Raw genomic sequence first — 25,393 nt, forward strand, 5'->3', positions numbered from 1 at the left:
AGGAAAACGTGTTTTTCTATATATTTTTTGTCGTTTTGTTTTGGTTGGGTATTTTTTGTTGTTTTGGTGCTTTTGGTGTGTGCTGTGTTGTATTTTGAATTATCTGATTATTTTTTTCGGCACTACGGAGTTTTCTTATACGTGAGTCAGTGTGGACTTTGGGGCGTTTTTCATGGGCGAAATCTTTTGTTTTTATGGTTTCGTTTGTTCTTGGTTTGTTGCTTGTTGTTGATTGTTTGATGCCTGTTCCTGTGGTTGCTCAGGAGTCTAAGGTTGATGCTTCTCGTGATGTTGATTATGGGCGGGTTAAACCGTTGGATAGTGTGAAAGTCGCTGATCCTGTGTTGTTTAATGATGCTTCGGGTGCCACGGATTACTCGGTTGGTAATTCTCCGGACCGTGAGCGTGTCCGTGAAGATGTTTCGAAACGTACTGAGAACACGTCGACGTTTGTGAATGCTGATGGTTCGAAAACGATGGAGTTTTCTCCTGATCAAGTGAATTATCGTGATGGTTCGAAGTGGAAAAAGATTGATAATTCACTTGATCCAGTTGAAGAAGATCAGGGCGTTTTAGGATGGTTTTCATCTTGGTTTACTTCTAATGATCCCCAGGCTTTCCAAGGGGATGCGGGTTTGATTAGTGTGGATCTTAAACCATTTAGTGATGGTGTTTCTTTTAACGTTGATGGTAAGCGTTTTAGTGTCAAGCCAGTTGGTGGGCGTGATGTTCTACCTGAGCGTGATGGTGATAATGCGGTTGTTTATCGTGATGCGTGGCCTTTTGTTGATGTGAAGTATGAACTCCGTGGTGAAGCGGTTAAAGAGACTATCGTTGTAAAGAATAAGAAGGCTGCTAAGTCTTTTGTATTCGATGTTGATGGTGGAAAGGTTGTAAATCACCCTACTAAGAGCGGGGAGTTGACAATTGAGGGGATTGATCCTGCTTTTAGCTTTGGTGTCTTGACGTTAGATGTTCATGATCGTGGTGTTCAGTCTGAACCTCGTGTTGGTCAGCGTGTTGATGGTGATGGTAGTGGTATTCGTGTGTGGCTTGATGAGGCTTGGGTTAATGGCCTACCTAGTGATGCTTTCCCGATAATTATTGATCCAAGTTTTGGCCGTGGAGCATCGAGTATCTATATGTATAAGTCGGATGGATATTCGTGTAATTCTTCGAACTGTACGGCTCATGTTGGAACGTTGAATGATGGTTCTGGTTGGAAGTCGTGGCGGTCGTATTTCAATTTCCCATATAACGAACTGGCTGGTAAAAAGGTTTTGAATGCGACGGTTCATGGCGCGTTTGTTCCGAACTATAACGGTGTGACGGATCTTCGGTGGATTGCTTTCGGTCATGCCAATTGTTTGGGGTATGCCTGTACGGGCCAGTTTTTGACGAATGGTCAAGTAAGTACCGATTTTAATTTTGATTTCACTGCTGGTTTGCAAGCTGCTGTTGATCGTAATGATTTTGGTGCGTGGTGGAGTGTATGGGGAGAAGAAGGCGCATACAAGTCGTATAAACCTTACTCGATTTTTGGGGTTTCGGTGACGTATGATTCCTCTACTCCGGTAGCTTCTCCTGAAATACCTGCACATAATCAAGTTGTTGTTGATTCACAGCCAGTATTACGTGTAACTCCGGTTACTGATGGTGATGGTGAGGCGGTTCAATATTATTTCCGTCTCTCAACGAATCCTGATGCGGAAACAGGAGCAATTGTTAATTCGGGGTGGATTGACTCCACGAGTTTTACTGTTCCGGATGGTGTGTTACAAGACGGCAGTGTTTATTACTGGCATGTTTATACAAAAGGTGGCCAGGTCACGAGTCCTAATTGGGTTCGTAGTTTTAAGGTGGACTACAGGCTAGGTAAAGATAGTACTCAAACGTATGACACGCTTGGCCCTGTTGGTGTTAGTTTAGCAACCGGTATTGTTGATACGTCTGTTGATTCACATTCTATGGAATCACTTGGCGGAAATCTTGGTATTGGTTTGCATTACCTTTCCCCTTCGACGCCTCGGCATGGGCTTATCGCGAAATATTGGAACGTTGGAAACGATTATGATTTCTCCCGTGGTGTGCCAACAACGAATCCTGTTTTAACTAAACGTGAATCGATGATTGATATGGATTGGGGAATGGGAAGCCCGAATCCTGGTGTTAATAGCGATGGTGTTTTTGTTCAGTGGAATGGCTATTTTGTTGCGCCTAATAGTGGGGATTACTATTTCGGATCTGTTCTTGATGACCGGATGACTGTTCGTGTGAACAATAACGTTGTCTACTCAAAAGGATGTTGTAATCTTAATGATTTCACTGGTTCACAAAAAGTCACTCTCAAAGCAGGTGAGGTTGTACCTATCTCGGTTGACTATTTCGAATACACGGGACGTGCCTATGCGAAACTCCTTGTTAAAGGAGCGGTTTCTGAACAGGTAGTTCCACGTGAATGGTTGTTTACTGAGGTTGTTAAAGAAGAGCAAAAGCATGGTTTGACGGGGCATTATTATACGAATCCGGGTGTGGCTGATATTGATGCGGCTGCGAAAGATCCCTCGCGTTTATTAATGGTTCGGCGTGATCCGGCGATGTATTTGAATTTTGGCACTGGTGGTATAGCTCAGGGCATGCCGGTTGATAATTTTATGGCGCGTTGGACAGGCTATTTAACGGTTCCCACTAGTGGGGAATACACACTTGGTGCTTATGCTGATGATGGTATTCGTATCAAGCTTGGGCTTAATCCTAATAGCGAGCCTGTCACATTAGTTGATTCGTGGCGTGATCAGGCTGGTGAGTTTTGGTCTAACACGGTTCGTCTTGAGGCAGGTAAGCCGATACCAATCACAGTTGACTGGTATGAGCGTTCTGGCTATGCGGCGTTGAATCTGTTAATCAAGAGCGCGACGATGCCATTCCAAACTATTCCTTCATCGTGGCTCACTCCTGATGCTTTTGTGTTGCCTGAGCAATGGACGATGAATGTTGATGCTGATGGTGATGTGGCTTATGAACGACTCCGTGTAAGCGGTAACAATGTTATTTTGGAAGATTCAACACGCGGAACACATCTATATACAGGCACTGGGCAGGGATATAAGCCACCGGTTAATGAAGATGGTCAACTGTTTAAAAACACTGATAACACTTATACGCTGATTGATGGCGATGGTCGTACCTATATTTTTAACGCTGAAGGAGTGCTTGCGTCTGTTACGCAACCGACCGATGATCGCCAACCGGCAGCATTAAAATACGAATATGCCGGTAGCCCATCGAAACTCGTATCCATTACGGATGGGGCAAGTAACGAACGAAAAGCAACATTGACGTATAACGACACTACACAAAGTGCCGACCAGTGTGTTGCGGGTTCTGGTTTTGACCCTGTACCTGTCGGCATGCTGTGTTCCCTAGTCACCAGCGATGGAGACAAGACGACGTTCCATTATAAGAATGGTCAACTCGCCAGGATCGAAAAACCAGGTAATGACTTTACCGATTACGGTTATGACACGCTGGGGCGTCTGACCTCGGTTCGTGGAACGCTTGAAAATGATGTGATAGCAGCCGGTATACGTCCTGATGATGATTCAACGAAAGTATCGATCACGTATGACGTGATTGGGCGAGCATCAACAGTGACTGGACCAGCACCTACTCAAGAGGCTAAACAGATTGTTCATCGCCTCGAATATGTTCCAGGCTCAACACTGATGCACATTGATGGTACTTCAGAGCCGCAAGGGTTTTCTAAGAAGATAGACTATGACTCACTGTTACGTACAGTTAAAGAAACTGATCTAACAGGTAAAACTAGTGAGCAGGAATGGGATCCGGTCAAAGACCTTATTCTTTCCACGACTGACCCAACGGGACTGAAATCAACCACGATCTATGACCTTGATGATCGGAAGATTGAAGCATACGGCCCGGCACCGAAAGAATGGTTTACCACTAGCCGCGTTCCGTTGCCTGACAAAACAAACCTTACCCCACATACATCGACTCGTTATGATGAAGGAATTGATGGACTAGCCGCCTCGTATTACACGGTTAAAGACAGGCCAATGAGCGTGCTTTCCCCATGGCAAGAACTCCATCCAGGAGACAGTATCACCTCCACCGATGGTCGATTCCGTTTCGTGTATCAAACAGATGGTAATTTAGGAGTTTATGGTCCTAATGGTGCCATGTGGGCTAGTAACACAGCAGGACGCCCATCAAACCGCCTCTTGTTGCAAAGTGATGGCAACATGGCGCTATTTAACGGAACCTCTGTTGCTTGGATGACGGGATCAGTTAACCCCTATGGTGGAGACGTACGCCTTGAAATTCAAAATGACGGTAACCTAGTGATCCGATCCCAAGCAGGAGCATTCTGGCACACCAACACCGCTCGTTTCACAGCAAATGGTGCGAACACGTCACTTATCGGACAGCCAAAAGTCAACACCACAAACATTGGTACTAATGCGGCTCAAGAATCCCATACCTGGACTGGGTCCCCTCTACCAGATAAAGCAATGACCTGGGGACTACGGTTGAGTGGAAAACTCTATCTACCCACGGTAGGAACCTGGAAACTACGTATCGTATCAGACTCTGGTACCCGAGTCAGCGTTGACGATGTGAACGTGATTGATGATTGGGTTGACGGCACGAATAGAAGCCACCCGATCGCATCGATTAATAACACTCAAGCCAACATGCCACACCGGATATCGATTGACTACTATCACCTAGCAGCACAAGGAAACGCATCTTTCACCCTCTACCTCACTAACCCCAGCGGGGTAGAAACAGCAGATGTGCGCCAATACCTCAAACCAGGCTATTCACTGACAACATCAACAAAAGCACACGACAGTGAACAAAGGCAACCTTGAAACCAAAACATTCTACAAAGACCCCGCCTATGGGCAGATAGATCATACCGTGCTTGATCCGGGTGGAATGAATTTCGAAGGAAAAACAACCACCGAAGCACCAGGTCAAGGGTTCCTTCGTACGCTCAGCACCAGCCTGCCAGGCGGGGCAACAACCACCTACCAACATTACGGTGCAAACGAAAAACGCACCAACCCGTGTGCTAGTGGTGATACAACAACCTACAATCAAGGAGGACGCCCGAAAGGTAAAACAGAACCAGACCCGGACGGAGACGGACCCCTCCAGGGACGGAGAACCGAAACTGTCTACAACACCAGTGGTGACGTTATCGCTACCCGATACAACGATGACCCGTGGACATGTTCAACATACGATAAACGCGGACGTATTACCGAGACCGTTGTTCCATCAATTGATGGCAAACAAGGATACCGAGTAACAAATAACTACGCGGTTAACGGAAACCCGCTCATCACCTCGATAACTGATGATACTGGCACGATCACTATCGAAAACGATCTACTAGGCCGGACAATCAAATACACCGATGCTAGTGGTGAAGTAACAACATCAACCTATGATGATTACGGAAAACTCCTTAAACGCCAATCCAAACTCGGACAAGAAGAAAACACCTACGATCAATATGATCGCCTGACTACTTACAAGCTTGACGGAACCGTGTTAGCCGCAGTATTCTATGACGAATATTCGCGTATTGATCACGTCGACTATGCTAACGGTATCCACCTATCAAAAATTACCCGTGATACTCTGGGGCGAGAAAACTCCCTGACCTACACGTTAGCTAACGGGCAAACAATCACCGATAGTATCGAACGCTTCACCAGTGGAGATATTAAATCCGGGATCGAAAATGGTGTCAATAAACAATACACCTATGATCGTGTGGGGCGTCTTATTAAAGCCGTGATCGGAAACAACACATTCGACTACGGTTTCGGCCCGCAAGATCCATCCTGTAACCCTACCCCGGGATATGACGCTGGAAAAGATGGCAACCGTACCAGTATGAGCATTAACGGTGTCACCACCACTTACTGTTACAACATGGCTGACCAGCTGATAGCATCATCAGACCCCACCCTGACCAATGCTGCCTATGACGAGCATGGAAACACGATCAGCCTTGGCGATAACGACCATCAAACACGTATCGAATACGATGTGAAAGACCGTGCCACCAAAATAACGGCAGGGAACAAAGAAACCCTGTTCACGAAAGACACGCTCGGACGTTTAACCCAACGACATGTCAAAGAAGCAGGACAAACCAGCAGTATCGTGAACTATCACTACAATGGTGCCGGAGACGCTGCAGACTACACCACCGACGCTAACGGCAATATTATTGATAAATACCTTGCACTACCAGGAAATGTCCTTCTCACGATGCGTCCTGACAAGCCTGACACAACCACATACAGTCTGTCCAACATGCACGGGGATATCTTCGCAACCACAAACACTCAAGGAATACTCAATGGCACTTTCATGACCGGACCATTCGGTGAAACCCTGCCAACACCAACCAACACGCCCACGCCACTACCAGCCAACACGGTAGTAGGAACCACGTTCGGGTATGTTGGACAACACCAGAAAATCACCGAAACAACCACCCCCATACCAGGGGGCATCATCCACATGGGAGCCAGGCTCTACATCCCCGCACTAGGACGCTTCCTCCAAGTCGACCCCGTCCAAGGCGGAACAGACAACAACTACGCCTACGTCAACGACCCCATCAACGACTTCGACCTCAACGGACAATGGAGCTGGGCAGCGTTTGTAGCCGGTGTTGGTGCGGGAGCGTTTTGTGCGGCGACAGCAGGTTTAGGATGTGCTGTAGCTTTGGGTCTCGGCGTTGGTGCAGGAGTCGGTTTCGCTGAGTATGCAATAGGAAACTATGGCAGTATGACCTGGTCTGGTGCTTGGAGAGCGACATGGCAAGGAGCTGTATTAGGTGGATTTGGTAGCGTGATGGGGTATAGTGCAGTTTATTTTCATGAACCGTCATACAAATATTTTGGAACACGAATCCGTAGGTATGAGGACTTTCCAACACCGAGGAAATTGGTTAATTTTCGCAAAGCAAGAAAAAACGGAATAAGAATTATGAAAAATAAAAGGCTTGGCGACGGCCGACTGAATGCGGACGTGTGGGGAAAATATGCTTACAACTTGGGACCTAAAACGAGAGGATATAAGAGAGGATATAAACAGGTTCATTATCTGAAACATAATAATCTTCCAATATATCGACAATTTAAGTACACGCGATAACGAGTCAGATTTTATGAGAGTGAAAATCAAAGAAAATATTCCGATTTTTGACGAGGAATTTAAAACTGGTGCGAGCTTCACCCCAGGTAAAAGCTATCTAGTATTGGCAGAGGTATTTCTTGGCACCGACGAAGCTCTGTGGGAGTCGGATACTAGGTATCATCACTACGAAATCATGGACGACGTTGATGGCGACCCTAACGATACGTTTGCATTTCCTACGGCAGTATCTCCGAACCTCTTTGAGATTGTGGACGATTCCAGACCTAATTGGGTAACTAAAACTTTTGACTATGGCACTGGCGAACCGTGGACGTATTCAGGTGACGCACGCTATGTGAAAGCGAATGAAAACTGGGGATTTCTTGAGCGTATGGTTGACGGTGAATTACCCGATCTGGCATTGCTCCGGATGATTTATCCGCCTTCTACTTGGCATAGCGATTGTGAAGATATTGACGATTCAATCAAAACTTGGATAGAAACGTACCTGAGAGAATCGGCGTCGGTTTTCAAACCATACGTTCGATGAAACTTTTGCGGTGGCGGAATAGAGATAGGTAAATCATGCGGGTGAAGATGAAGACTGGAGCCTCGCTGGTCAGGTGGGGTAAGGATTATAGTGGCTATTTAACTCCAGGTCGGGACTATTTGGTGCTTGCAGAAGTGCGCGAATATCACTGCGGTTGGCTTCGGTTCCTTTGTAAGCCACGTCGGTACTACGAAATTATGGATGATCTACGTGGTGATCCAACCGATCCTAACGCTGCACCATACCGTTTTCCTGCAAAATGGTTCGAAATTGTTGATGACGACTGCTCGGCGTGGGTGAGTCAGTTCTATTATTTTTCTGCAGAAAAAATATCTGGTAAGCCTGCGTATGTGCGTTCGTATCGAGCCCATGACTTCTACGAACGTATGCACACCGGTGAACTGTCGTATCTGGCAATACTTCGACTAACTTATCCGCCTTCTACTTGGCATTACGATCGTACAGGAATAGACGATTCCATCGAACGCTGGATGAGTGAATTTACCGAAGAATGATCTCCAGTTAGTTGCACCAAAACGAGCTATCTAGCTACTCAATCAATAAGCAGGGGCTCATGCGTACAATGCGTTACGCATGAGCCCCCAAGCAAAAACCTGCTTCAGCTTTACTCGAATTTAGACAGGTAATTCTGTGCATCAAGTGCGGCAACACAACCACTGCCAGCTGCAGTAATTGCCTGGCGGTATTCATGATCCACAACGTCACCACAAGCAAAAACACCTGGGATATTGGTGCGCGACGAAGGGCTATCAACAACGATGTAACCACCGTCGTCCACCGTGACCTGCTCCGAAACAGCAGCGGAACGTGGTTCGTGACCGATCGCCACGAATAGGCCGCCAACAGGAAGCTCCGACTTCTCACCGGTAATTGTATCTTCCAAGGTCAGAGCCTCGAGCTTATTCTCGCCCTGGATGTCGGTTACGCGGGAATTCCAGTGCATTTGCACGTTTTCGTCGGCAAGTAGGCGATCAGCCATAACTTTGGAAGCGCGCAGCTCATCGCGGCGATGAATCACGTGCACTTTGGACGCAAAGCGCGAAAGGAACAATGCCTCAGTGACTGCGGAATCTCCCCCGCCAACCACGGCGATTTCCCGGCCTTTGAAGAAGAAACCATCGCAGGTAGCGCAGTAGGAAACACCTTTTCCAGAAAATGCCGCTTCGGCGTCCAATCCAAGCTTTTTGTATGCCGATCCAAGTGCCAAAATTACCGCTTTGGCCTCGTAAGTTTCTGAATCGGTCTTGATAATCTTGGTATCACCGGCCAAATCAAATTCGATTGCATCTTCGTATTCAACCTGCGCACCGAATCGCTCAGCCTGTGCCTGCATCTTTTCCATGAGTTCAGGGCCGAGAATGCCTTCTGGCCAGCCAGGGAAGTTCTCCACTTCCGTGGTGGTCATTAACGCGCCGCCCGCATCGAGTGTGCCGGCGAGCACCAGCGGGTTCAATCCCGCTCGCGCAGTGTAGATAGCTGCAGTCCAACCTGCAGGTCCGGAACCAACGATGATGACGTCGTACTGTGTAGACATTCTTAACCTTCCTGAACGGATCAACACCTGAGCTATTTGGGCGACTCGCTGATGCACACAACCATGCTCGTAGCAGCAGCTAAATCATGCTCCGATGTATATTCAACAATATCAAAAGCCTATTTAATTGAAATTTCGTTGACTACTACGCGCAGCTTACCTTCTTTATCGACCGGCAGCGCATCGAACCAAATGACGAGCTCTTTGGTGGTCACTGGAGCGCTTGCTTTGAGTGTAGTTTGGGCGTTCATCGCGCTGTTAGCAACAGCGTCGCCTTGGGTAGGGTTCGCGGCTGTGGCCTTGATCCACCGCACGTCGCCGCCCTCACCTGCGATATTGAGGTTAATCTCGCTCACTGCGGTTTCTTTTTCAAGCTCAATATGCAAGCCGAGTTTATTTTTGTTGTAGGTGGCTGCATTCTTGAACCACCAGGATTGCCAAGCAGTTGCCGGATTTCCATCAAATGCGAGATTTGTGGTGCTTACCAGGCGTTTCGTGGAATCGTCTTGATCTGCGAGGAAACTTGGGTTCTGTGCCACTGTGGTCACTTTGACGATTTTCGGGGCGACGGCGGTGGCTTCGGCGTCTTTGTTGGCAGAATCCTTTTCAGAAGAATCACCGGAGTTGCCGTCCTTACTCGAATCCTTTTGTGAAGTTTGCTTTTCTGAATCTGGTTTCGTTACCGAAACAGGATCCAGTGGCTTAAAGAGCTGGGAGAATGCAAAGATCAAACCGATTGCGGCCAAAATTCCAAAAATGATAAACACGGCTTTTGGCGCGTTGAATTTCTTATCAAGCACTACTCCTGCGCCGTCACGTTTTTCAGAAGTCGTCGGCGCGCTGGATGAACTGGCCGCTGAACCCTTTGTTGAGCTATTTGGTGAGCTACCAAGTGAGCTGGAGGCGGCGGCTACTCCTGCGCTCGCTTTAGCATCTGCGTCGAGCGTGGTCCGCGATGCTGCGTTACGGTCAGATTTGCGCTGCTCGTAGGCGTAAGACGACGGTGCCATCGTTTCGCGCAGAGATTCAAGTATGCTTGTGCGTTCTGGAACCTCTACTGGAGTGCTGTTTTCGAATAAAGCACTAGCTTGTGACTCAGTCGTTTCTGGCAGCTTAGGCCATGCAAGCTTAGGCAGAGCGCTCGTCTTTTGTGAAAGCGCCTTGATGAACTCTGGCTTTTCGGAGGAAGATTCTGCGGACTTCTGTTCAGAGAGCTTCTGCTCCGCGGACTGAGATTCGGCGGGTGGTTCTACGCCCTCTTGTTCCGCACTAGTAGGCTCCACACTGGTAGATTCCCCAGCGGCTAACATCGCAGTGGCAGGCTCCTCAGCTGTAGATTCGGAGACGAGTGAGTCCTTAACCGGCTCAATATCTGTTGCGGTAGCTGCAGTATCTGTGCTTTCCGCGTCTGTGCTTTCCACAGGCCAAGCTGCATCTACCGGATCAGATACAGGCGGTTGTTCAGGCGTAGGTGCCTGTACAGGGCGCGCAAGCGTTGGCCACACAGGCTGGGAACTCAACTGTGGTTGTTCGACTAAATCGTTATCCTCAGCAAATTGAGCAGCGAAAATCGAGGTGTCGGTGAGTTCATTATCCGAAAGCTCAGAATCATCGGCCAGCTGCGGCAATGCCGGATCGTCTGAACTGCGCGGCGTGGGAAGTTTGGAAAAATCAATCTCTTCCCAAGGCATAATCATGCGCATAAAATCGCCCGCAGCCCGGATCGGTTTGTCAGAATTTTCTTTTGCAAACAGATCAGCCAATTCTTGTGGCAGCTCAGGAATATCGCGTGCCGAAGCGATCAGAGAATCGTGAGTGCTCGGATCACTAGGAAAATCTTGACCGTGCAAAAGGGCAGCTAACATCACAACGAGACCACGCGCTTCGTCGCGATCTAACTCTGCGCTGAGCCGATTCGTATCAACACCGGCAAGAGCGGCGCTAACACCGAGTCCATCAATGAGAATATCGCCTGAATCGGTGAGATAAATCTTATTCGCTGCCAACTGTAGATGGCGCACCCCTCGCTGGCTGGCATTATGAATAGTCGAAGCGAGCTGACCCATGATCGACGAGACGAGCTGGGGATCGAGCGGATCGCCGTTGAGATAAGCGCTCAGTGGAGTTCCGAGTGGCAATTCGGTGAGGATCACGGCGTCGGTGGCGTTGTCTACTACTGAGACGACGGCGATCGTGTGCGTATCGTCAATGAGCGAGGAACGACGCGCCGCGTCAATGACAGCTTCTCGATGAGGGTGGTGAATGTCGACGGCGATTGCTCGCACCTGGCGTGAAAGCACTGTGTCATTTGCGAACCAGGTGGCGGTATGCTCCGCACCGAAAGAATATGGTGTGGGCGCCGTAAGTTCGAACCGATCCGCTATTCTTTTCCCAGCGAAAGCAAGTTCCTCAGACAATTGATCCCCCAAACGCAAATGTGTATATATCTGACACAAGTTTACTCCGTTGCGTGGCTTTTAGATATTCGCACGCTTGCGAAACAGAAATTGTGCACATTTTAGAATAATTAGCCTAATTTGGGAAGATCGTCGACAGCTTTCAACGACTCTTCCTCAGCATGCTCCACGGCTTCGAGTTTCGACGTGAACTCTTCAGGATCGACTGGAGCTGAACGGCGTCCCTTTCGAATTGCTTTGACTAATCCGAACACCAAAACACTGGCCACGAGCGCTGCCATAATCAGCGTGCCGGTGGACTCCCACGTCGCACGCACACGCATATTGACTTCCAGCGGCATTCCGACGCTGGTACCGGCATCGTTCGTGATAGACAAAGCGACTTTCAAATTACCGGAACCACGCGCTTCAACTGGCACCGAAACATTCGTCGTAGATTTTGCTGGAATCACAACCTTAACAGGTTGCGGAGCAAAAATACGCGAATCAGGGGCTTTGAGATGCACAGTTACTTGAATCGGAGACGAAAAAGGATTCGTGATACGTGCAGGAATCGCAGCCGATTCGGAGATCATATTGATCGTCGATAGCGGTTGAAAATGAATTTCTTGGAAGATACCCGAGTTTTCGGACATCGCTGCGAGATATTGCGAACGCAATGCCGGGTTGGAACGGAAATTCACGGCAAATAGACGCGTTGAATGTTTATCGACGAGGTCGTTAAATGGCTTTTTATCAATAAGAACGGAAGATAACTGCTCGAGTTGATCCTTAAACTCATCGAGATGGGAGAGATCCTGTTTGGAAAATTCTCCCGAGTTCGGCAAATTTTCTGCAAGCGCGCGATAGCGAACTTTATTGAGGTCTGAATGCTGCAAGGCCGAAAAAGGAACTGGCGTTAACCAAGGAGATTTCAGCACAGCCTGCACATTGGCCAATGTTTGAGCCGATTCCACTGCATTTCTCGGCACCGAAATGAGGATTGGACGTGGAAAATTGGGTGCTTGAAATGTGTGAATAGCGGTGAGGGCAAGGGCAGCTTGGCGCGAATCAACAGGGTCGAGATCGAGAGTTTTTTCGTCGTCGGCGGAGATGAGTTTTCCAGAAATAGCTGCGTTGATAGCCGAATCAGTCACGAGCACGTCCAGCTCAGATTCCAACGTAGGAAGTTTCGTATGCGGCGAGGGTGTGTAATAGGAGTTCTTGCGTTGGCTCAGCGCATCGCTAGGCACAATCGCACCTGGAACTCCTGAAACTTGAATGAGGTTGAGAATATTTTGATCAACATTCCCCTCCAAGTATGCAAAACCGATTCGTGGCTGGTTAATAGCGTTCTGACCAGCGTTGATGCTGGCAGCAACTATTTTGCGGGCGATTTCGTACTGTTGCACATGCGCGAGCGCAGCATAGTCAGCGTCAAACATTGGCAATAGATCAGCCGTGGCGTGCTGTTTAGTGGCAAGAGCTGTGCGAATTTGGGGAGATTCCAAAGCGCTCGGATCGACGAGCATGTGCACGCCGTCTGCATCGTATTTCTGAATGGTTTGAACGAGTGGCGACTGGTCACGATCCACATCGTTCAATTCTGAGTTTAGGTTTGTGCCCGATCCGGAGTTTGGCTGGTCTTTTGCCTCTTTACCAGGAGCATTGTTGATGCCTTGATCGGTCTTATCAGCACTCGCGTCGCCCGGCTGTAATGTGAGTTCATCGTACAGATTTGGCGTCTGAGCAAGCGCTTTCAACGACGCGGTTACCGGTACCACCACATTGACCGGCATCGGTGAAGCTAAACGCCCATTCGATGTGACCACCAAAGAGCGGTCAGAAATATTCACCTCGCGATTATTGAGCGTGGCAACTGCATGAACTTCAATTCCGTGCACACCCCAGGTATCTTGGCTGCTCCAAGGCAGGTTAGCTGCGGGAACGTTAAAAGACAGACGTCGTTCAGAGCCGGCTGGCACAGTGGCGTCACTAGTGCTTGCCACCGCTTTCGTTTTGGATGATTCGCCGTTGAGCCATCCGTATATTTGCGCAGACTGGGAGCTGTTTCGTGTTTGAGCATTAAGTTCAATTCCAGTGATAGTTGCGTCGTTTTGCGTGGTGTTTGTGACGACGGCGGTCACGCGCAAGTCTTTACCTGCGATCAAGACTGGGTCGGCAATATCAAGTATGTGCATGCCCACAGTTCCATCTTGTTTAGCTGCAGATTTACTCTTGCTCACGGCACTTCCAGGAGTGGATGTCAGCGAATCCGCTAGGAGACTTGCTTTACTCAGGCCGTCTTTGTTCAGGCTGTTGCCGATCGTAGGTGAGTCTGTTGCGTGATCGGCGAAAGCGTCGTCGGCAAAAGAGGGGGACGAACCCGCAAACGAAACGAAAACGGCACTAGATAGGAGAAAAGACGCGACTTTTGCAATACGAGAACGCTTGCTCACCGGCGTCCTCCTTCAAGTAATTCACGCGCCGCGGCAACAATTCGGCGCTCGTTCGGGTAGGCCAAGCGCGACGCGACCTTATCTATCTGCACCCATTCTACTTTTTCTGCCTCATGATCAGGGTCATTCTCGGTGGTGAGTGTTCCTGAAAGGGCTTCGAGCAAGAAGTGATGCACCACCTTATGGACTCGCCGATCCGTGCCTGAGAACCAGTAATCAATGGACGCGAGGTGGCGCAAAACGCGGCCATAAATTCCGGTCTCTTCATATATTTCGCGCACAGCGGCCTGCTCGGCCGTTTCCGTTCCTTCGAGATGGCCTTTGGGAAGGCACCACTCTAACCGACCACCTCGATTGCGCCGCGCGATAACTGCCACGTAGGCAGTGTGATTTTGAACCGAAACGATGATCCCACCTGCGGAAGTTTCGTGCACGATTGGCAGGGTATTTCGGCGCGTCGAAGAGTATGAAGCGGCAGCAATACGCTTCATACGGCGTGGTCCACCTGTTGGGTTAGGTGTAGCCTGCGGATTATTCGACATACCTTCTACTGTAATAAGTTAAGTTCCTCAATATATGACCCAGAGGTACAATTCGTGGCACTCTTGAAGAGTGACGAAACATAATCCAGATTCATTTATTTCAGAGACGGACGTAAACACCGGCGTTAACCAGCGCGCCCGGATGCTTACTCAAGGTCACCAAACCCTGAGTTCGCTTCCGATGGCGATTCTTGAACTAGGATATATTTTCTCACGTAATGGCATGGAATTGGCACTTGTAGGTGGGCCGGTTCGCGATGCGTTTTTGGGCATGCCTATTCATGACTTCGATTTCACTACGTCTGCAAAGCCTGAGGAAACCTTGTGCTTGCTTACTGAATGGGGCGGAAGTACTTGGGAGATTGGTCGTGAATTTGGAACTATTGGCGCCGCAAAAGATGGATTAGTGGTAGAAGTCACAACCTATCGAACTGAGGAGTATGACTCCGCTTCTCGCAAACCAGAAGTGCAATATGGAGATTCGCTTGAAGGTGATCTCACCCGCCGCGATTTTACCGTCAATGCAATGGCTGTGCGTTTGCCGAACCTGGAACTCGTCGATCCGTGTGGCGGTCTCGAAGACCTCGTAGCAGGTGTTTTACGCACTCCGGCTCCCGCAACTCAATCTTTCGACGACGATCCCTTGCGTATCATGCGAGCCGCACGTTTTTCAGCTCAGCTTGGATTCGACGTCGCCGAAGACGTGATGAAAGCGATGATCGAACTCGCGCCGCGGCTCGATATTGTGTCGGTTGAACGCATCCAATCCGAACTGACGCGCCTCATTATTTCCCCATATCCTCGCCGCGGTATCGAACTGATGGTACACACCGATGTGGCACAGCGAGTGCTTCCCGAACTGGCAAATCTGCGCGAGACCGTCGATGAGCATGGCCGTCATAAGGACGTCTACGAGCACACACTCACGGTGTTAGAACAAGCGATGGAACTTGAAACTGAGGCAGACGGCGCGGTGCCAAGCCCAGACTTCGTCTTGCGAATGGCGGCCTTGATGCACGACGTCGGCAAGCCCGCTACCCGCAGATTTGAGGCAGATGGCAGCGTTTCATTCCACGCTCATGACGTGATTGGTGCGCGAATGACCACCAAACGAATGAAACAGCTTCGGTTTGATAAACAGACCACGAAAGATGTGGCGCGACTCGTTGAGCTGCATCTGCGTTTTCATGGCTACGGCGAGCAGGCGTGGTCTGATTCGGCTGTGCGCCGCTACGTCACCGATGCGGGGCATCTGCTTTCCCGGCTCAATCGTCTTACTCGTGCTGACTGCACCACCCGCAATCGTCGCAAAGCGCGCTGGCTGCAAGCGGGTATGGATGACCTTGAAAATCGTATCCAGCAGCTCAAAGAACAAGAAGAAATCGACGCGATCCGTCCTGATCTGGATGGCCAGCAGATTATGGAGCTGCTGAATCTCAAGCCTGGCCGCGAAGTGGGTATGGCTCGCAATTTCTTGCTCGAGCTGCGCATGGAAGAAGGACCACTTGGCGAGGACGAAGCGCGGCGTCGTCTGCTTGAATGGTGGAATACGCGCCCGTAACGAAACGACGTAACGAGGCGAAACGTGTGGTGAAAGCGGAAATGAAGCTAGCAAAGGATTTCTGTGCCTGTTTCAAGTACAGAGAATTACGCAAACTTCTAGTTGTGCGCCTTACTTCGCAAATCGGTGATGGGCTATTCCAAGCTGGGCTCGCGAGTCTTTTCTTCTTTAACCCGCAAAAACTCGCCACAGCTGCCGATATTGCCATTGCACTTGCGGTGCTTTTGCTACCCTTTACTCTCGTTGGGCCTTTTGCTGGCGTGCTCATCGACAGATGGTATCGCCGCACCGTGCTGGTAGTGGCCAATGCGCTAAGAGCAGTCTTAACCCTGGTCATAGCATTGTTGGTGGTGGTTTTTCCTGGATCGTGGAGCGTTTATGTGGGAGCACTGATCGTGTTGGGGATCAACAGATTTCTTCTCTCAGCACTTTCTGCCGCACTACCTCACACTTTGCCCGCGCAACTTCTACTCATGGCGAATTCAATTATTCCAACTTTAGGAGGATTTGCCGCAGCCTTTGGTGCCGTGGCGGGTTTCGTCGTCGCCATCACGACGCCGGAGGGCGAGTTGCGTAACGCGCTTTCGCTGGTAACGGCGTCGTTTCTGTTTGTGGGTGCCTCGATACTTGCGTGCCGTTTTTCACGCCAGGCACTTGGGCCAGACCGCCTTGGGCTAGATAGCACTGGGGTAGATAGCACTGGATCAGACCGCACTGAGATCACAAAACACCCACTAGGAAATGACATTTTCTCAGTGGTGAGGAATCTTGTGGATGCGGGCAAGTATCTGCTTCGCGAGCGCACACCAGCGCATGCGCTCGCGATTATGGCCGGACACAGATTTATTTACGGAATGAATTTCATCGCCCTGATCCTGATTTCACGCAATACGCTGGCCGATCCGCACGATTATGCTGCGGGCTTAGGCGTGTTTGCAGCGATCGCTTCAGTGTCGATTGTGGGAAACGTGTTAGCAATTGTGGTGATTCCGGCGCTTAACTCCCAGCTCAATGCGCTGATTAATACCCAGCTCAACTCCCGATTCATTGCTCGACTCAAAGCCCGATTCAACTCCTGCAACACGCCGGCAAAACTCATTATTTATTGCCTGTATGCCTCGGCGTTATCGCAGGTGATAATGGTTTTTGGAGCCGGTCGGATCGGGGTGTCGGTGAGTGCGATATTGCTCGGTTTTGGAGTGCAGGGCGCGAAGATTTCGGTGGATACGATCGTGCAGCGTGATACCACTGATACCGTTCGTGGCAGGGTATTTTCGCTGTATGACATGCTTTTCAATTCGGCGTTTGTGGGGGCTGGTGCAATTGCGGCAGTTGTGATTCCTGATTCTGGCTGGTCGGCAACGATATTTGGGCTATTGGCGGTATCTAATGTGGTGATGATCTGGTGGTATCAGGGGAAAATCAGGGAAATTTACAACTGTGGTATGACACAACTTTAAGCAACCTCCTAATAGACTGGGAACGAACTGTATTCTGAGCTTAAAGAGCAACCGTGCTGGTAAAGCAGTTTCTCGAGAAGGGTAAGCCTGTGAGTAATATAAAAAATTTTGATAGTGAGTTCACTGAAACTGACCTATCGGCAGCTAATGCTACCCAAAACGAGGGTTCGGAGAAACTTGGAAGTTCTGCGGCGGCAAGTGCTGAAAAAGCGGTAGACGACGGCAGCGCAGCGGCTAGCGGCGACATGGCTGGTGGCGGTGGCACTGCGGCAAATAGACGCAAAGCGGCAGGAACCGATGCCAAAAATAACGATTTAACAGGCGATTCGAAAGATTCTGATCTGGATCGTCCCCACGCTGATATTGATGAGATCAGCGGCCGACCAGTGACGGGATTAATGATCCTCGGAGCAGGTGCGCTTTTCACGATCACAATGGCTGGACTGAATTACATCAATTCAGTATTCACCCCAATATTTTTGGCCCTCACATTAGTTTTGGCATTCCGCCCTATCGGGCGCGCGCTTATTCAGCGTGGATTGCCAAGTTGGTTTGCTATTCTCACCACGTTTATTACCTTGATCGTGGTTTTTACTGGAACAGTTACAGTCACGATCTGGTCGCTCAGGCCAGTTCCAGAAACGCTTATGCGCTATACAGGTAATTTCGAGAATATGATGAAGCAGATCACCGCATTTCTCGAGAGCTACCACATTCAAACCAACGATTTGAGCAAATACCTCAAAGATTTGAATTTCAATTCACTCATCAGCTGGGTATTGAGCCTGCTTGATTCCTTGAGTTCGATCAGTGGTTTGATCACGATTGCAATCATTGCGCTGTTCTTTATCACGTTAGATACGACGACGACGGCGGCACGTTCGCACGTCATCAGGAAATCTCACAAGAATCTGGCCAACGCACTTTCAGGTTTTGAAAAACGTGTTCGCCACTACTGGATTATTTCCACAGTGTTTGGCCTGATTGTGGCAGTAATTGACGTATTTGCCCTTGAATACATGGGAATTCCGCTCGCTTGGACGTGGGGAATGTGGGCATTTATCACAAATTACATCCCTAACGTTGGTTTTGTGCTCGGCGTCTTGCCTCCTATGCTCATGGCTGCACTCGATCAAGGCTGGGAAGCAATGCTGATCGTGATGGTGGCGTATTCGGTGATTAACGTGGTGATTCAGACGTTCTTGCAGCCGAAGTTCGTCGGTGATTTAGTGGGACTCTCACCAACAGTCACGTTCTTCTCGCTGATCCTGTGGACGTCGATCGTGGGCGTTCTCGGTTCAATTCTTGCAGTTCCACTCACATTGTTTTTCAAGGCGATACTGGTAGATTCAGATCCACGAACGCAATGGTTGGATGTTTTCTTAATTTCAGAGGGGGATACGAAAAAGCGAAATGCTTTTGGGCTCTACGACGTGGATCAGACAGTAGAAGATCCATTGACTGAGCTGCGTAATCCGCTCGCTGAGCACGGCATCCTTCCACTAGCGTCCGGAAAACTTAAACTTTCTAGTTTATCGCGTCAATTAAAACGCGAAGTTCGCGCTTCGCAACCGTCTTCTGATTCTGGAAGTGAAACACGTCCAGAAAGAGACACGAAGTAATCGAGGTGAACCTTTATGACCAAGCACATCACTCCGCAAGAGGAGAAAGTGGCTGGTAAAAAAGGCGTAAAGAAACGTCGGTGGAATTATCCACGTGCAGGCAAAGGCCCAGTTCGACGCTGGATTCCGTCTTGGAGATTCGTGGTAGGAAGTTTTCTCACCGCAATGGCTGTAGGCGTGGGATTGTTTGTAGGACTCTACGTCACTACAGCCGTGCCAGATCCAGATGATTTTGCGCTCGCGCAGTCAACTACGGTGTATTACTCAGATGGTCAGACGCAACTAGGGCGATTTGAGCAGGTCAATCGCACCACAGTGAAAATGAAAGACATCCCGAAAACGATGCAGAACGCCGTCGTCGCTTCTGAGGATCGGACGTTCTACGAGAATAACGGGGTGTCACCAAAGGCTATTTTGCGCGCGCTGATCAATAACTTGCGTGGGGGAGCTACGCAGGGCGGCTCGACGCTGACGCAACAGTATGTGGAGCGCTATTACACTGGCACGACGACGTCGCTCTTTGGAAAAGCGAAGGAAGCGATCTTGGCTATCAAGATCGATCGTTCGCAGACCAAAGAACAGATTTTGGAAAATTACCTCAATACCATCTATTTCGGACGAGGCGCCTACGGCGTTGAAGCAGCTTCGCAGGCATATTTTGGTATCCCCGCTTCTCAGATGACTCTTTCGCAGTCGGCTATGCTGGTTGGAATCATTCCTGCGCCATCCGCTTGGGATCCTGCCAAGAATCCGCAGCGCGCTAAAGAGCGCTTTGATCGCGTTATCAAGCTGATGGTCGAAGATGAATGGATCACGCCCGAAGAGGCGAAGACGGCGGCATTCCCAGCAACTCTCGATCCCTCAACTCGCAATAGTTACAACGGTACGAATGGATATTTGCTTGCTGAAGTGCGTAAAGAACTGGTGGCTAAAGGCGGTTTCAAGGAAGATGAAATCGAGACTAACGGCTATAAGATCGTGACGACGATTAACAAAGATATGCAGCAAGGTGCGGTGGACGCCGTCGGCAAACTCCCGAAAGATAGGCCAGCAAATAACTACGTTGGCTTGTATTCAATGGATCCCAACAACGGCGAAGTGCTTGCTATGTACGGTGGAGCCGATTACTTGAAACGTCAACGCAATACGGCTACCCAAGACCGCGCACAAGCAGGCTCTACGTTTAAGTACTTTGGCTTGCTTGCCGCTATCGAAAAGAAGATTCCACTCACGGAAACTTTCCCTGCGCCAGCTAAACAGTGGATTCCGAAGCTGCAAATCAACATTACGAACTCGGGAAATGTTGGTTATGGCTATCTGGATATCATTGAAATGACTAAGTATTCTTCAAACACTGGTTATGTGAATCTCAATGAACGAGTGGGTGCGGAGAACACGCTCAAGATGGCCCACAAACTTGGTCTTGCCGAAGATACACCTGGTCTTGATGCCAATTTTGCCAATGTGCTCGGCTCGGCATCGGTGACGGCGAAAGAGATGGCACGTGCTTATGGAGTATCTGCCAGCGGTGGAAAACTGGTTGATCCTCACGTTGTGCGCGAAGTGACGAACCGTAACGGTGAAGTGTTGTATCGCGGCATCACAGATGGAATGCAAGTTATTACCACTGATCAGGCAACCCTTGCCACCTATGCGCTGCAATCTGTGTTCTCCCCGGCTGGAACCGCTGAGGATGTTAGCCTCGGAAAACGGCCAATTGCAGGCAAGACTGGTACTTCGACCGGACCGGTATCTGCGTGGTTCGTTGGTTATACGCCGCAGGTGGTGACCGCCGTCGACATGTTCCAATCGGGAGCCAATGGTGCTGAAGAAGTATTGACGCCGTTTGGGAAAGTAAAAACGCTCTTTGGTTCAACTTTTCCAGCTCAGATCTGGGAAGACTATATGAAAGTGGCAGTAGATGGGATGGAGATTCAGGATTTCCCAGACGCTACGAAGCTCATGCAAGCTCAGCGTCCTAAGGTAAAGAAGAAAGATCCTACCCCTGCTCCTACTGAACCGACTCAGCCTGCGCCTACAGTGGATCCGAATCAGCAACCGAATAATGCTCCTGCTCCCGCTCCAGCACCAGCGCCCACACCTACTGCGCCGGTACAGCCTGGTAACGGGAATGGTAACGGTGCGAATGGAAATGGAGCTGGCACGGGTAACGGTGGGCAACCTGGTCAGGGCAATGGAAATAAGTGATGCTAACAACTCGCTCGCATGATACTTGGTGAGAAATCGGACTTCGCCGTTAAATGTGGTGCAGTCCGCAGGAATTTTTGATCGTTTTTCATGTAGAGTTGATAGTTGCGTATAGTTTTGGCGAACCCTCGCGAAAACAGCGCATATGCATGACCCTCCTGTCACGGAAAGACCGTGACCGTAAAGACCAAAGGAGGTGGGTAAATTGCGTAAGTATGAGATGATGATCATTCTCGACCCAGAGGTAGATGAGCGTAATCTACAGCCATACCTAGACAAGCTACTCGCAGTCGTCCCGGCCGAAGGTGGAATCCTTGACCAGGTTGACGTAATGGGTAAGCGTCGTCTGGCCTATGAAATCAAGAAGAAGTCCGAAGGTATCTACGTTGTTGTCTACATGACTGCAACGCCAGCAACCGCTCAGGAACTCGATCGCCAGCTCGGCCTCAATGAAGCCGTTTTGCGCACCAAGCTGCTCCGTTACGAGCCAGCTCCAGTAGAAGACTGAGTATAAAGTAACCAAGGGAGATTACTCATGGCAGGCGAACCGATTATCACCGTAGTTGGCAATCTTACGGCTGATCCAGATTTGAAATATGTTGGATCAGGGACGCCAGTGGCTTCGTTTACAGTGGCATCGACTCCACGTACTTTGAATCGCCAGACCAACGAATGGGAAGACGGCGAAGCGATGTTTATTCGCTGCACCGTGTGGCGAGAGTACGCGGAAAACGTAACGGAATCTCTTTCTAAGGGAATGCGTGTGGTTGTGACGGGCAAACTTCAAGTCCGCAATTACCAGCGTAACGATGGTTCACAAGGCACCTCTATTGAGATGCAAGTTGACGAAGTTGGTCCATCCCTTCGTTATGCCACGGCAAAAGTCACTCGTGCTCAAGGCATGGGTGGCGGTGCTCCCCGTAGTGACTTTAACCAGGGAGGCGGCCAACCGGCACGCGCTTCCTACGATGCTCCAGCTGGTGGGTCGGCGTACGATCCATGGATGAAAGCTCCGCAAGGATCGTCGTTTGACGACGCCCCACCGTTCTAAGCATCATCAGACTTTTTGATACGTGAAAGATTTTCGCTAATACCTGGAAGTTTGTGTTGCATAAAAGAGTTTGACTACCGCAATTTGGCAAACTCGGGCGCATCTCACGCTTACAGATGTTTTAGCAGTGTGTTTCACGGATCGTGATTGAAAGAGGATTCAAAATGGCAAAGCCAGTATTGCGCAAGCCAAAGAAGAAGGCCAACCCATTAAAGTCGGCCAAGGTCGAGTTGATCGACTACAAAGATACCGCAACTTTGCGTAAGTTCATTTCCGATCGTGGCAAGATTCGTGCTCGCCGCGTAACCGGTGTTTCTGTGCAGGAACAGCGTCAGATTGCACGTGCAGTTAAGAATGCACGTGAGATGGCTCTTCTGCCCTACTCGAGCTCTGCTCGCTGATAAGAGAGGAAGATAGATATGAAGATCATCCTCACTCATGAAGTAAAGGGTCTCGGATCAGCAGGCGATGTTGTAACCGTTAAAGATGGTTACGCTCGTAACTTCCTCGTTCCACGTGGTTACGCTACCGTGTGGACCAAGGGTGCACAGAAGCAGATCGATCAGATCGCTGAATCGCGCCGCAAGCGCGCAACGGAAGACATCGAAGCAGCACGCGCACTGCGCGATGCTCTTGAGGCAGATACCGTTGTTATCACCAAGAAGGCTGGCGAAAACGGTCGTCTCTTCGGTGCAGTAACCACTGCGGATGTGGCTGTGGCAGCATCTGAGCTCACCGGTAAGTCGGTAGATCGCCGCTCGGTAAACCTCCACACCACTGTCAAGTCGGTTGGAGACTACACCGGTGTTGTGAAGATTCACGATGATATCGTGGCAAACATCAAGGTAAAGGTTGTTGCAGCCTGAGTTAATTCTCAAGCTCTGCACGGCTTCATGATGGCAATAAAGTTATTGTGAAAGTACCTACTTATGCGGGGTGGTGGCGAGAATCGAAAGATTCTCACCACCACCCCGTTTTATTAACCACCGGTAAAGCTAGGTTAATTAGTGGGCAACCACCTGCGGCGGCAGTTGATCAGCAATCGCATTAGCCGCAATATGGCCAAATACAATAGCCGCTCCAATCGAGGTGCCACCAGCGGTGTAGGTGTGGCCAATAATCGACTTCGTCGTGTTTCCAGCGGCATACAAGCCTTCAATGATCGATCCATCTTCACGAGTAACCCGTGCCTTGGTATCGATCACCAAACCGCCTGAGGTGCCAATATCGCCTGGATAGACCCGAGTCGCATAAAAAGGCCCTTTCTTCACTTCGCCTAGCGATGGATTCGGCTTGTGATAGCGGTTGCCGTAGAAGCGGTCGTGTTCATCCTCGCCGCGATGGAAATCTTCATCGATACCGGTGCGAGCAAATCCATTGAATCGCTCAATAGTTTCGGTTAGCTCCTGAGCTGGCACGTCAATTGCCTGCGCGAGTTCTTCGAGTGTGTCTCGGCGCACTACCGCGCCTGAATCGTAGAATTCCTTGGGAAGATCAATCACCGGCATATATCCGTAAGCGAACATGTATTTATTGCGGAATTGCTGATCGAAAATGAGCCAAGCCGGAAGATTTTCCGCTTCACCCTCGCCTTTGCCAAACTTTCCGCCGTAAAGTCCCTGGCCGGCAGTGCAATAAGGAAGTGCCTCGTTCATGAAGCGTTTGCCTTGCCCGTTCACAATCAGGGTGTGTGGAAGCGAGCGGTCGGGAACGATGAAGCGCTCGACGTCGTCGATCACAATCGGAGCAAAAGACTTCACCTTTGGCAATTGAATCACCGGCGACCAAATCGCATCGGCCATATTGTCGATCGCAGCGCCATGCTCAACGCCAATCTCGATCCCATCGCCAGTATTTCCTTCCACGCCCACGGTCCATTCGCCATTAATTGGGTGCCGTTGATACTTTTCGCGCATTTGCGCGTTGCGTTCAAAGCCGCCGCAGGCAAGTACGACGCCGTGTTTAGCTTTGACTTCGATCTCACGTCCGCGCTGGCCGAGTACGACTCCCGTAACGCGATCTTCATCAAACATGAGATCGATAATTGCTGTCTCGAGTTTGACTTCCACGCCACATTTGAGCACGTTGTACATGATTGCGCCGGTAAGAGCTGCACCCATCGTGACTATCTTCTCTCCGCGCAGCTTTTGCTTAATATTGCGGGCAGTGAGTTTAGCCCCGCGAATCAGTGGCTTAGGATTTGTGGCAAAAAGGAGCAGATCTGCAGAATCGAATGAGCTGAGGTCAACATTGATTGGCGTGCGGAAATACGATTTAACGTGCGTGCTTTCCCATTCGCCGAGCAGGCGAGTATCAAAAGCACCTGCTTCCACACCGCGGCCAGTTTTAGCTGCGCCCGGCGCGTTGAGCCAGTAGTCTGGGTAGCCCTCCATATTGCGCCATTCCAGCTCAGGGCAGGAAGCGGAGAGGAAGTCCATCGCTTTTTGCCCCTCGATGAGGAATGTATCGATCATCTCGTCGGACGTGCAATCGCCAACTGTGGCTTTCAAATATTGCCGGCCAAGCTCAATCGAATCGTTCTTTCCTACTTGAGCGAGAATATTATTTCCTGGCACCCACACCATACCTGCGGATTTAGAGGTGGATCCTCCCCATTGTGAGGATTTTTCCACGAGGAGCACGCTCAGGCCACGGCGAGCGGCGGTGAGCGCGGTGGTGAGTCCGGCAGCGCCGGAACCTACCACTACAACATCGTAAGCATCTTTGCTTGGAGCGGTATATGCGTTCATAGCACTATGCTAGCGTGTTTTAGACCACTCTTGGGCAAAAAGCTGATA

Annotated in this window: 17 protein-coding genes; 12 read left to right on the plus strand and 5 right to left on the minus strand. The window is 49.8% G+C overall.

What is annotated here, in order from left to right:
• Window positions 1–149 precede the first annotated feature (149 nt).
• The 4 genes from JOD55_RS01440 (at window position 150) to JOD55_RS01455 (ending at window position 8,256) form a co-directional block, all read left to right on the plus strand.
• Window positions 150–4,898 carry a PA14 domain-containing protein gene (locus JOD55_RS01440; RefSeq protein ID WP_204398006.1) on the plus strand — a complete coding sequence of 1,583 codons (4,749 nt, stop codon included), beginning with the start codon at window positions 150–152 and terminating at the stop codon, window positions 4,896–4,898.
• The gene (locus JOD55_RS01445) at window positions 4,879–7,209 is read left to right on the plus strand and encodes an RHS repeat-associated core domain-containing protein (RefSeq protein WP_204398008.1); all 2,331 of its coding nucleotides are present in this window, start codon (window positions 4,879–4,881) and stop codon (window positions 7,207–7,209) included. Before JOD55_RS01440 ends, JOD55_RS01445 begins: the two co-directional genes overlap by 20 nt.
• A 19-nt stretch (window positions 7,210–7,228) precedes the next feature.
• Complete coding sequence (locus JOD55_RS01450) at window positions 7,229–7,741, plus strand: hypothetical protein (protein WP_204398010.1); 513 nt, start codon at window positions 7,229–7,231, stop codon at window positions 7,739–7,741.
• Between the two features lie 197 nt (window positions 7,742–7,938).
• Window positions 7,939–8,256, plus strand: coding sequence for a hypothetical protein (locus tag JOD55_RS01455; RefSeq protein WP_204398012.1), 318 nt, complete (start codon window positions 7,939–7,941; stop codon window positions 8,254–8,256).
• A gap of 110 nt (window positions 8,257–8,366) precedes the next feature.
• Here the strand turns inward: JOD55_RS01455 and trxB are convergent, their stop codons facing one another.
• From trxB to JOD55_RS01475, 4 genes are all read right to left on the minus strand, one after another.
• On the minus strand, window positions 8,367–9,296 hold the full coding sequence (gene trxB / locus JOD55_RS01460; protein WP_204398014.1) for a thioredoxin-disulfide reductase: 930 nt from the start codon (window positions 9,294–9,296) through the stop codon (window positions 8,367–8,369).
• 119 nt (window positions 9,297–9,415) lie between these two features.
• Window positions 9,416–11,713 (minus strand): protein kinase family protein, encoded by a 2,298-nt coding sequence (locus tag JOD55_RS01465; RefSeq protein WP_204398015.1) that lies wholly within the window; start codon window positions 11,711–11,713, stop codon window positions 9,416–9,418.
• 110 nt (window positions 11,714–11,823) lie between these two features.
• Entirely contained in the window at window positions 11,824–14,151 is a 2,328-nt protein-coding gene (locus JOD55_RS01470) for a DUF6049 family protein (RefSeq protein WP_204398016.1), read from the minus strand.
• A complete protein-coding gene (locus JOD55_RS01475) occupies window positions 14,148–14,642 on the minus strand; it encodes an NUDIX hydrolase (protein ID WP_204399667.1) in 495 nt (164 codons plus the stop codon). Before JOD55_RS01475 ends, JOD55_RS01470 begins: the two co-directional genes overlap by 4 nt.
• Before the next feature lie 193 nt (window positions 14,643–14,835).
• Between JOD55_RS01475 and JOD55_RS01480 the strand changes: the two genes are divergently transcribed.
• The 8 genes from JOD55_RS01480 (at window position 14,836) to rplI (ending at window position 23,461) form a co-directional block, all read left to right on the plus strand.
• Window positions 14,836–16,254 carry a CCA tRNA nucleotidyltransferase gene (locus JOD55_RS01480; protein WP_204399668.1) on the plus strand — a complete coding sequence of 473 codons (1,419 nt, stop codon included), beginning with the start codon at window positions 14,836–14,838 and terminating at the stop codon, window positions 16,252–16,254.
• Window positions 16,255–16,358: 104 nt separating this feature from the next.
• Window positions 16,359–17,714, plus strand: coding sequence for an MFS transporter (locus JOD55_RS01485; protein WP_204398017.1), 1,356 nt, complete (start codon window positions 16,359–16,361; stop codon window positions 17,712–17,714).
• Between the two features lie 89 nt (window positions 17,715–17,803).
• Complete coding sequence (locus tag JOD55_RS01490; RefSeq protein ID WP_204398018.1) at window positions 17,804–19,336, plus strand: AI-2E family transporter; 1,533 nt, start codon at window positions 17,804–17,806, stop codon at window positions 19,334–19,336.
• Between the two features lie 15 nt (window positions 19,337–19,351).
• Window positions 19,352–21,544, plus strand: coding sequence for a transglycosylase domain-containing protein (locus JOD55_RS01495; RefSeq protein ID WP_204398019.1), 2,193 nt, complete (start codon window positions 19,352–19,354; stop codon window positions 21,542–21,544).
• 205 nt (window positions 21,545–21,749) lie between these two features.
• Entirely contained in the window at window positions 21,750–22,052 is a 303-nt protein-coding gene (gene rpsF, locus JOD55_RS01500) for a 30S ribosomal protein S6 (RefSeq protein WP_131281865.1), read from the plus strand.
• A 27-nt stretch (window positions 22,053–22,079) separates the two neighbouring features.
• The gene (locus JOD55_RS01505; protein WP_204398020.1) at window positions 22,080–22,595 is read left to right on the plus strand and encodes a single-stranded DNA-binding protein; all 516 of its coding nucleotides are present in this window, start codon (window positions 22,080–22,082) and stop codon (window positions 22,593–22,595) included.
• 164 nt (window positions 22,596–22,759) lie between these two features.
• Window positions 22,760–22,996 carry a 30S ribosomal protein S18 gene (rpsR, locus tag JOD55_RS01510; RefSeq protein ID WP_131281646.1) on the plus strand — a complete coding sequence of 79 codons (237 nt, stop codon included), beginning with the start codon at window positions 22,760–22,762 and terminating at the stop codon, window positions 22,994–22,996.
• Between the two features lie 18 nt (window positions 22,997–23,014).
• Window positions 23,015–23,461, plus strand: a complete 447-nt coding sequence (rplI, locus tag JOD55_RS01515) for a 50S ribosomal protein L9 (protein ID WP_204398022.1) — start codon at window positions 23,015–23,017, stop codon at window positions 23,459–23,461.
• Between the two features lie 138 nt (window positions 23,462–23,599).
• Here the strand turns inward: rplI and JOD55_RS01520 are convergent, their stop codons facing one another.
• Window positions 23,600–25,345, minus strand: coding sequence for an FAD-dependent oxidoreductase (locus JOD55_RS01520; protein WP_204398023.1), 1,746 nt, complete (start codon window positions 25,343–25,345; stop codon window positions 23,600–23,602).
• Between the last annotated feature and the right edge of the window lie 48 nt (window positions 25,346–25,393).

The sequence above is a fragment of the Arcanobacterium pluranimalium genome, from assembly GCF_016907845.1.
Lineage (GTDB): Bacteria > Actinomycetota > Actinomycetes > Actinomycetales > Actinomycetaceae > Arcanobacterium_A > Arcanobacterium_A pluranimalium.

Excerpts from the sequence above, each read along its gene's own strand:
- JOD55_RS01455 (WP_204398012.1), top strand. The coding sequence starts at position 7,939 with ATGGATGATCTACGTGGTGATCCAACCGATCCTAACGCTGCACCATAC.
- trxB (WP_204398014.1), bottom strand. The coding sequence starts at position 9,296 with ATGTCTACACAGTACGACGTCATCATCGTTGGTTCCGGACCTGCAGGT.
- JOD55_RS01475 (WP_204399667.1), bottom strand. The coding sequence starts at position 14,642 with ATGAAGCGTATTGCTGCCGCTTCATACTCTTCGACGCGCCGAAATACC.
- JOD55_RS01480 (WP_204399668.1), top strand. The coding sequence starts at position 14,836 with ATGCTTACTCAAGGTCACCAAACCCTGAGTTCGCTTCCGATGGCGATT.
- JOD55_RS01495 (WP_204398019.1), top strand. The coding sequence starts at position 19,352 with ATGACCAAGCACATCACTCCGCAAGAGGAGAAAGTGGCTGGTAAAAAA.
- JOD55_RS01505 (WP_204398020.1), top strand. The coding sequence starts at position 22,080 with ATGGCAGGCGAACCGATTATCACCGTAGTTGGCAATCTTACGGCTGAT.
- rpsR (WP_131281646.1), top strand. The coding sequence starts at position 22,760 with ATGGCAAAGCCAGTATTGCGCAAGCCAAAGAAGAAGGCCAACCCATTA.
- rplI (WP_204398022.1), top strand. The coding sequence starts at position 23,015 with ATGAAGATCATCCTCACTCATGAAGTAAAGGGTCTCGGATCAGCAGGC.
- JOD55_RS01520 (WP_204398023.1), bottom strand. The coding sequence starts at position 25,345 with ATGAACGCATATACCGCTCCAAGCAAAGATGCTTACGATGTTGTAGTG.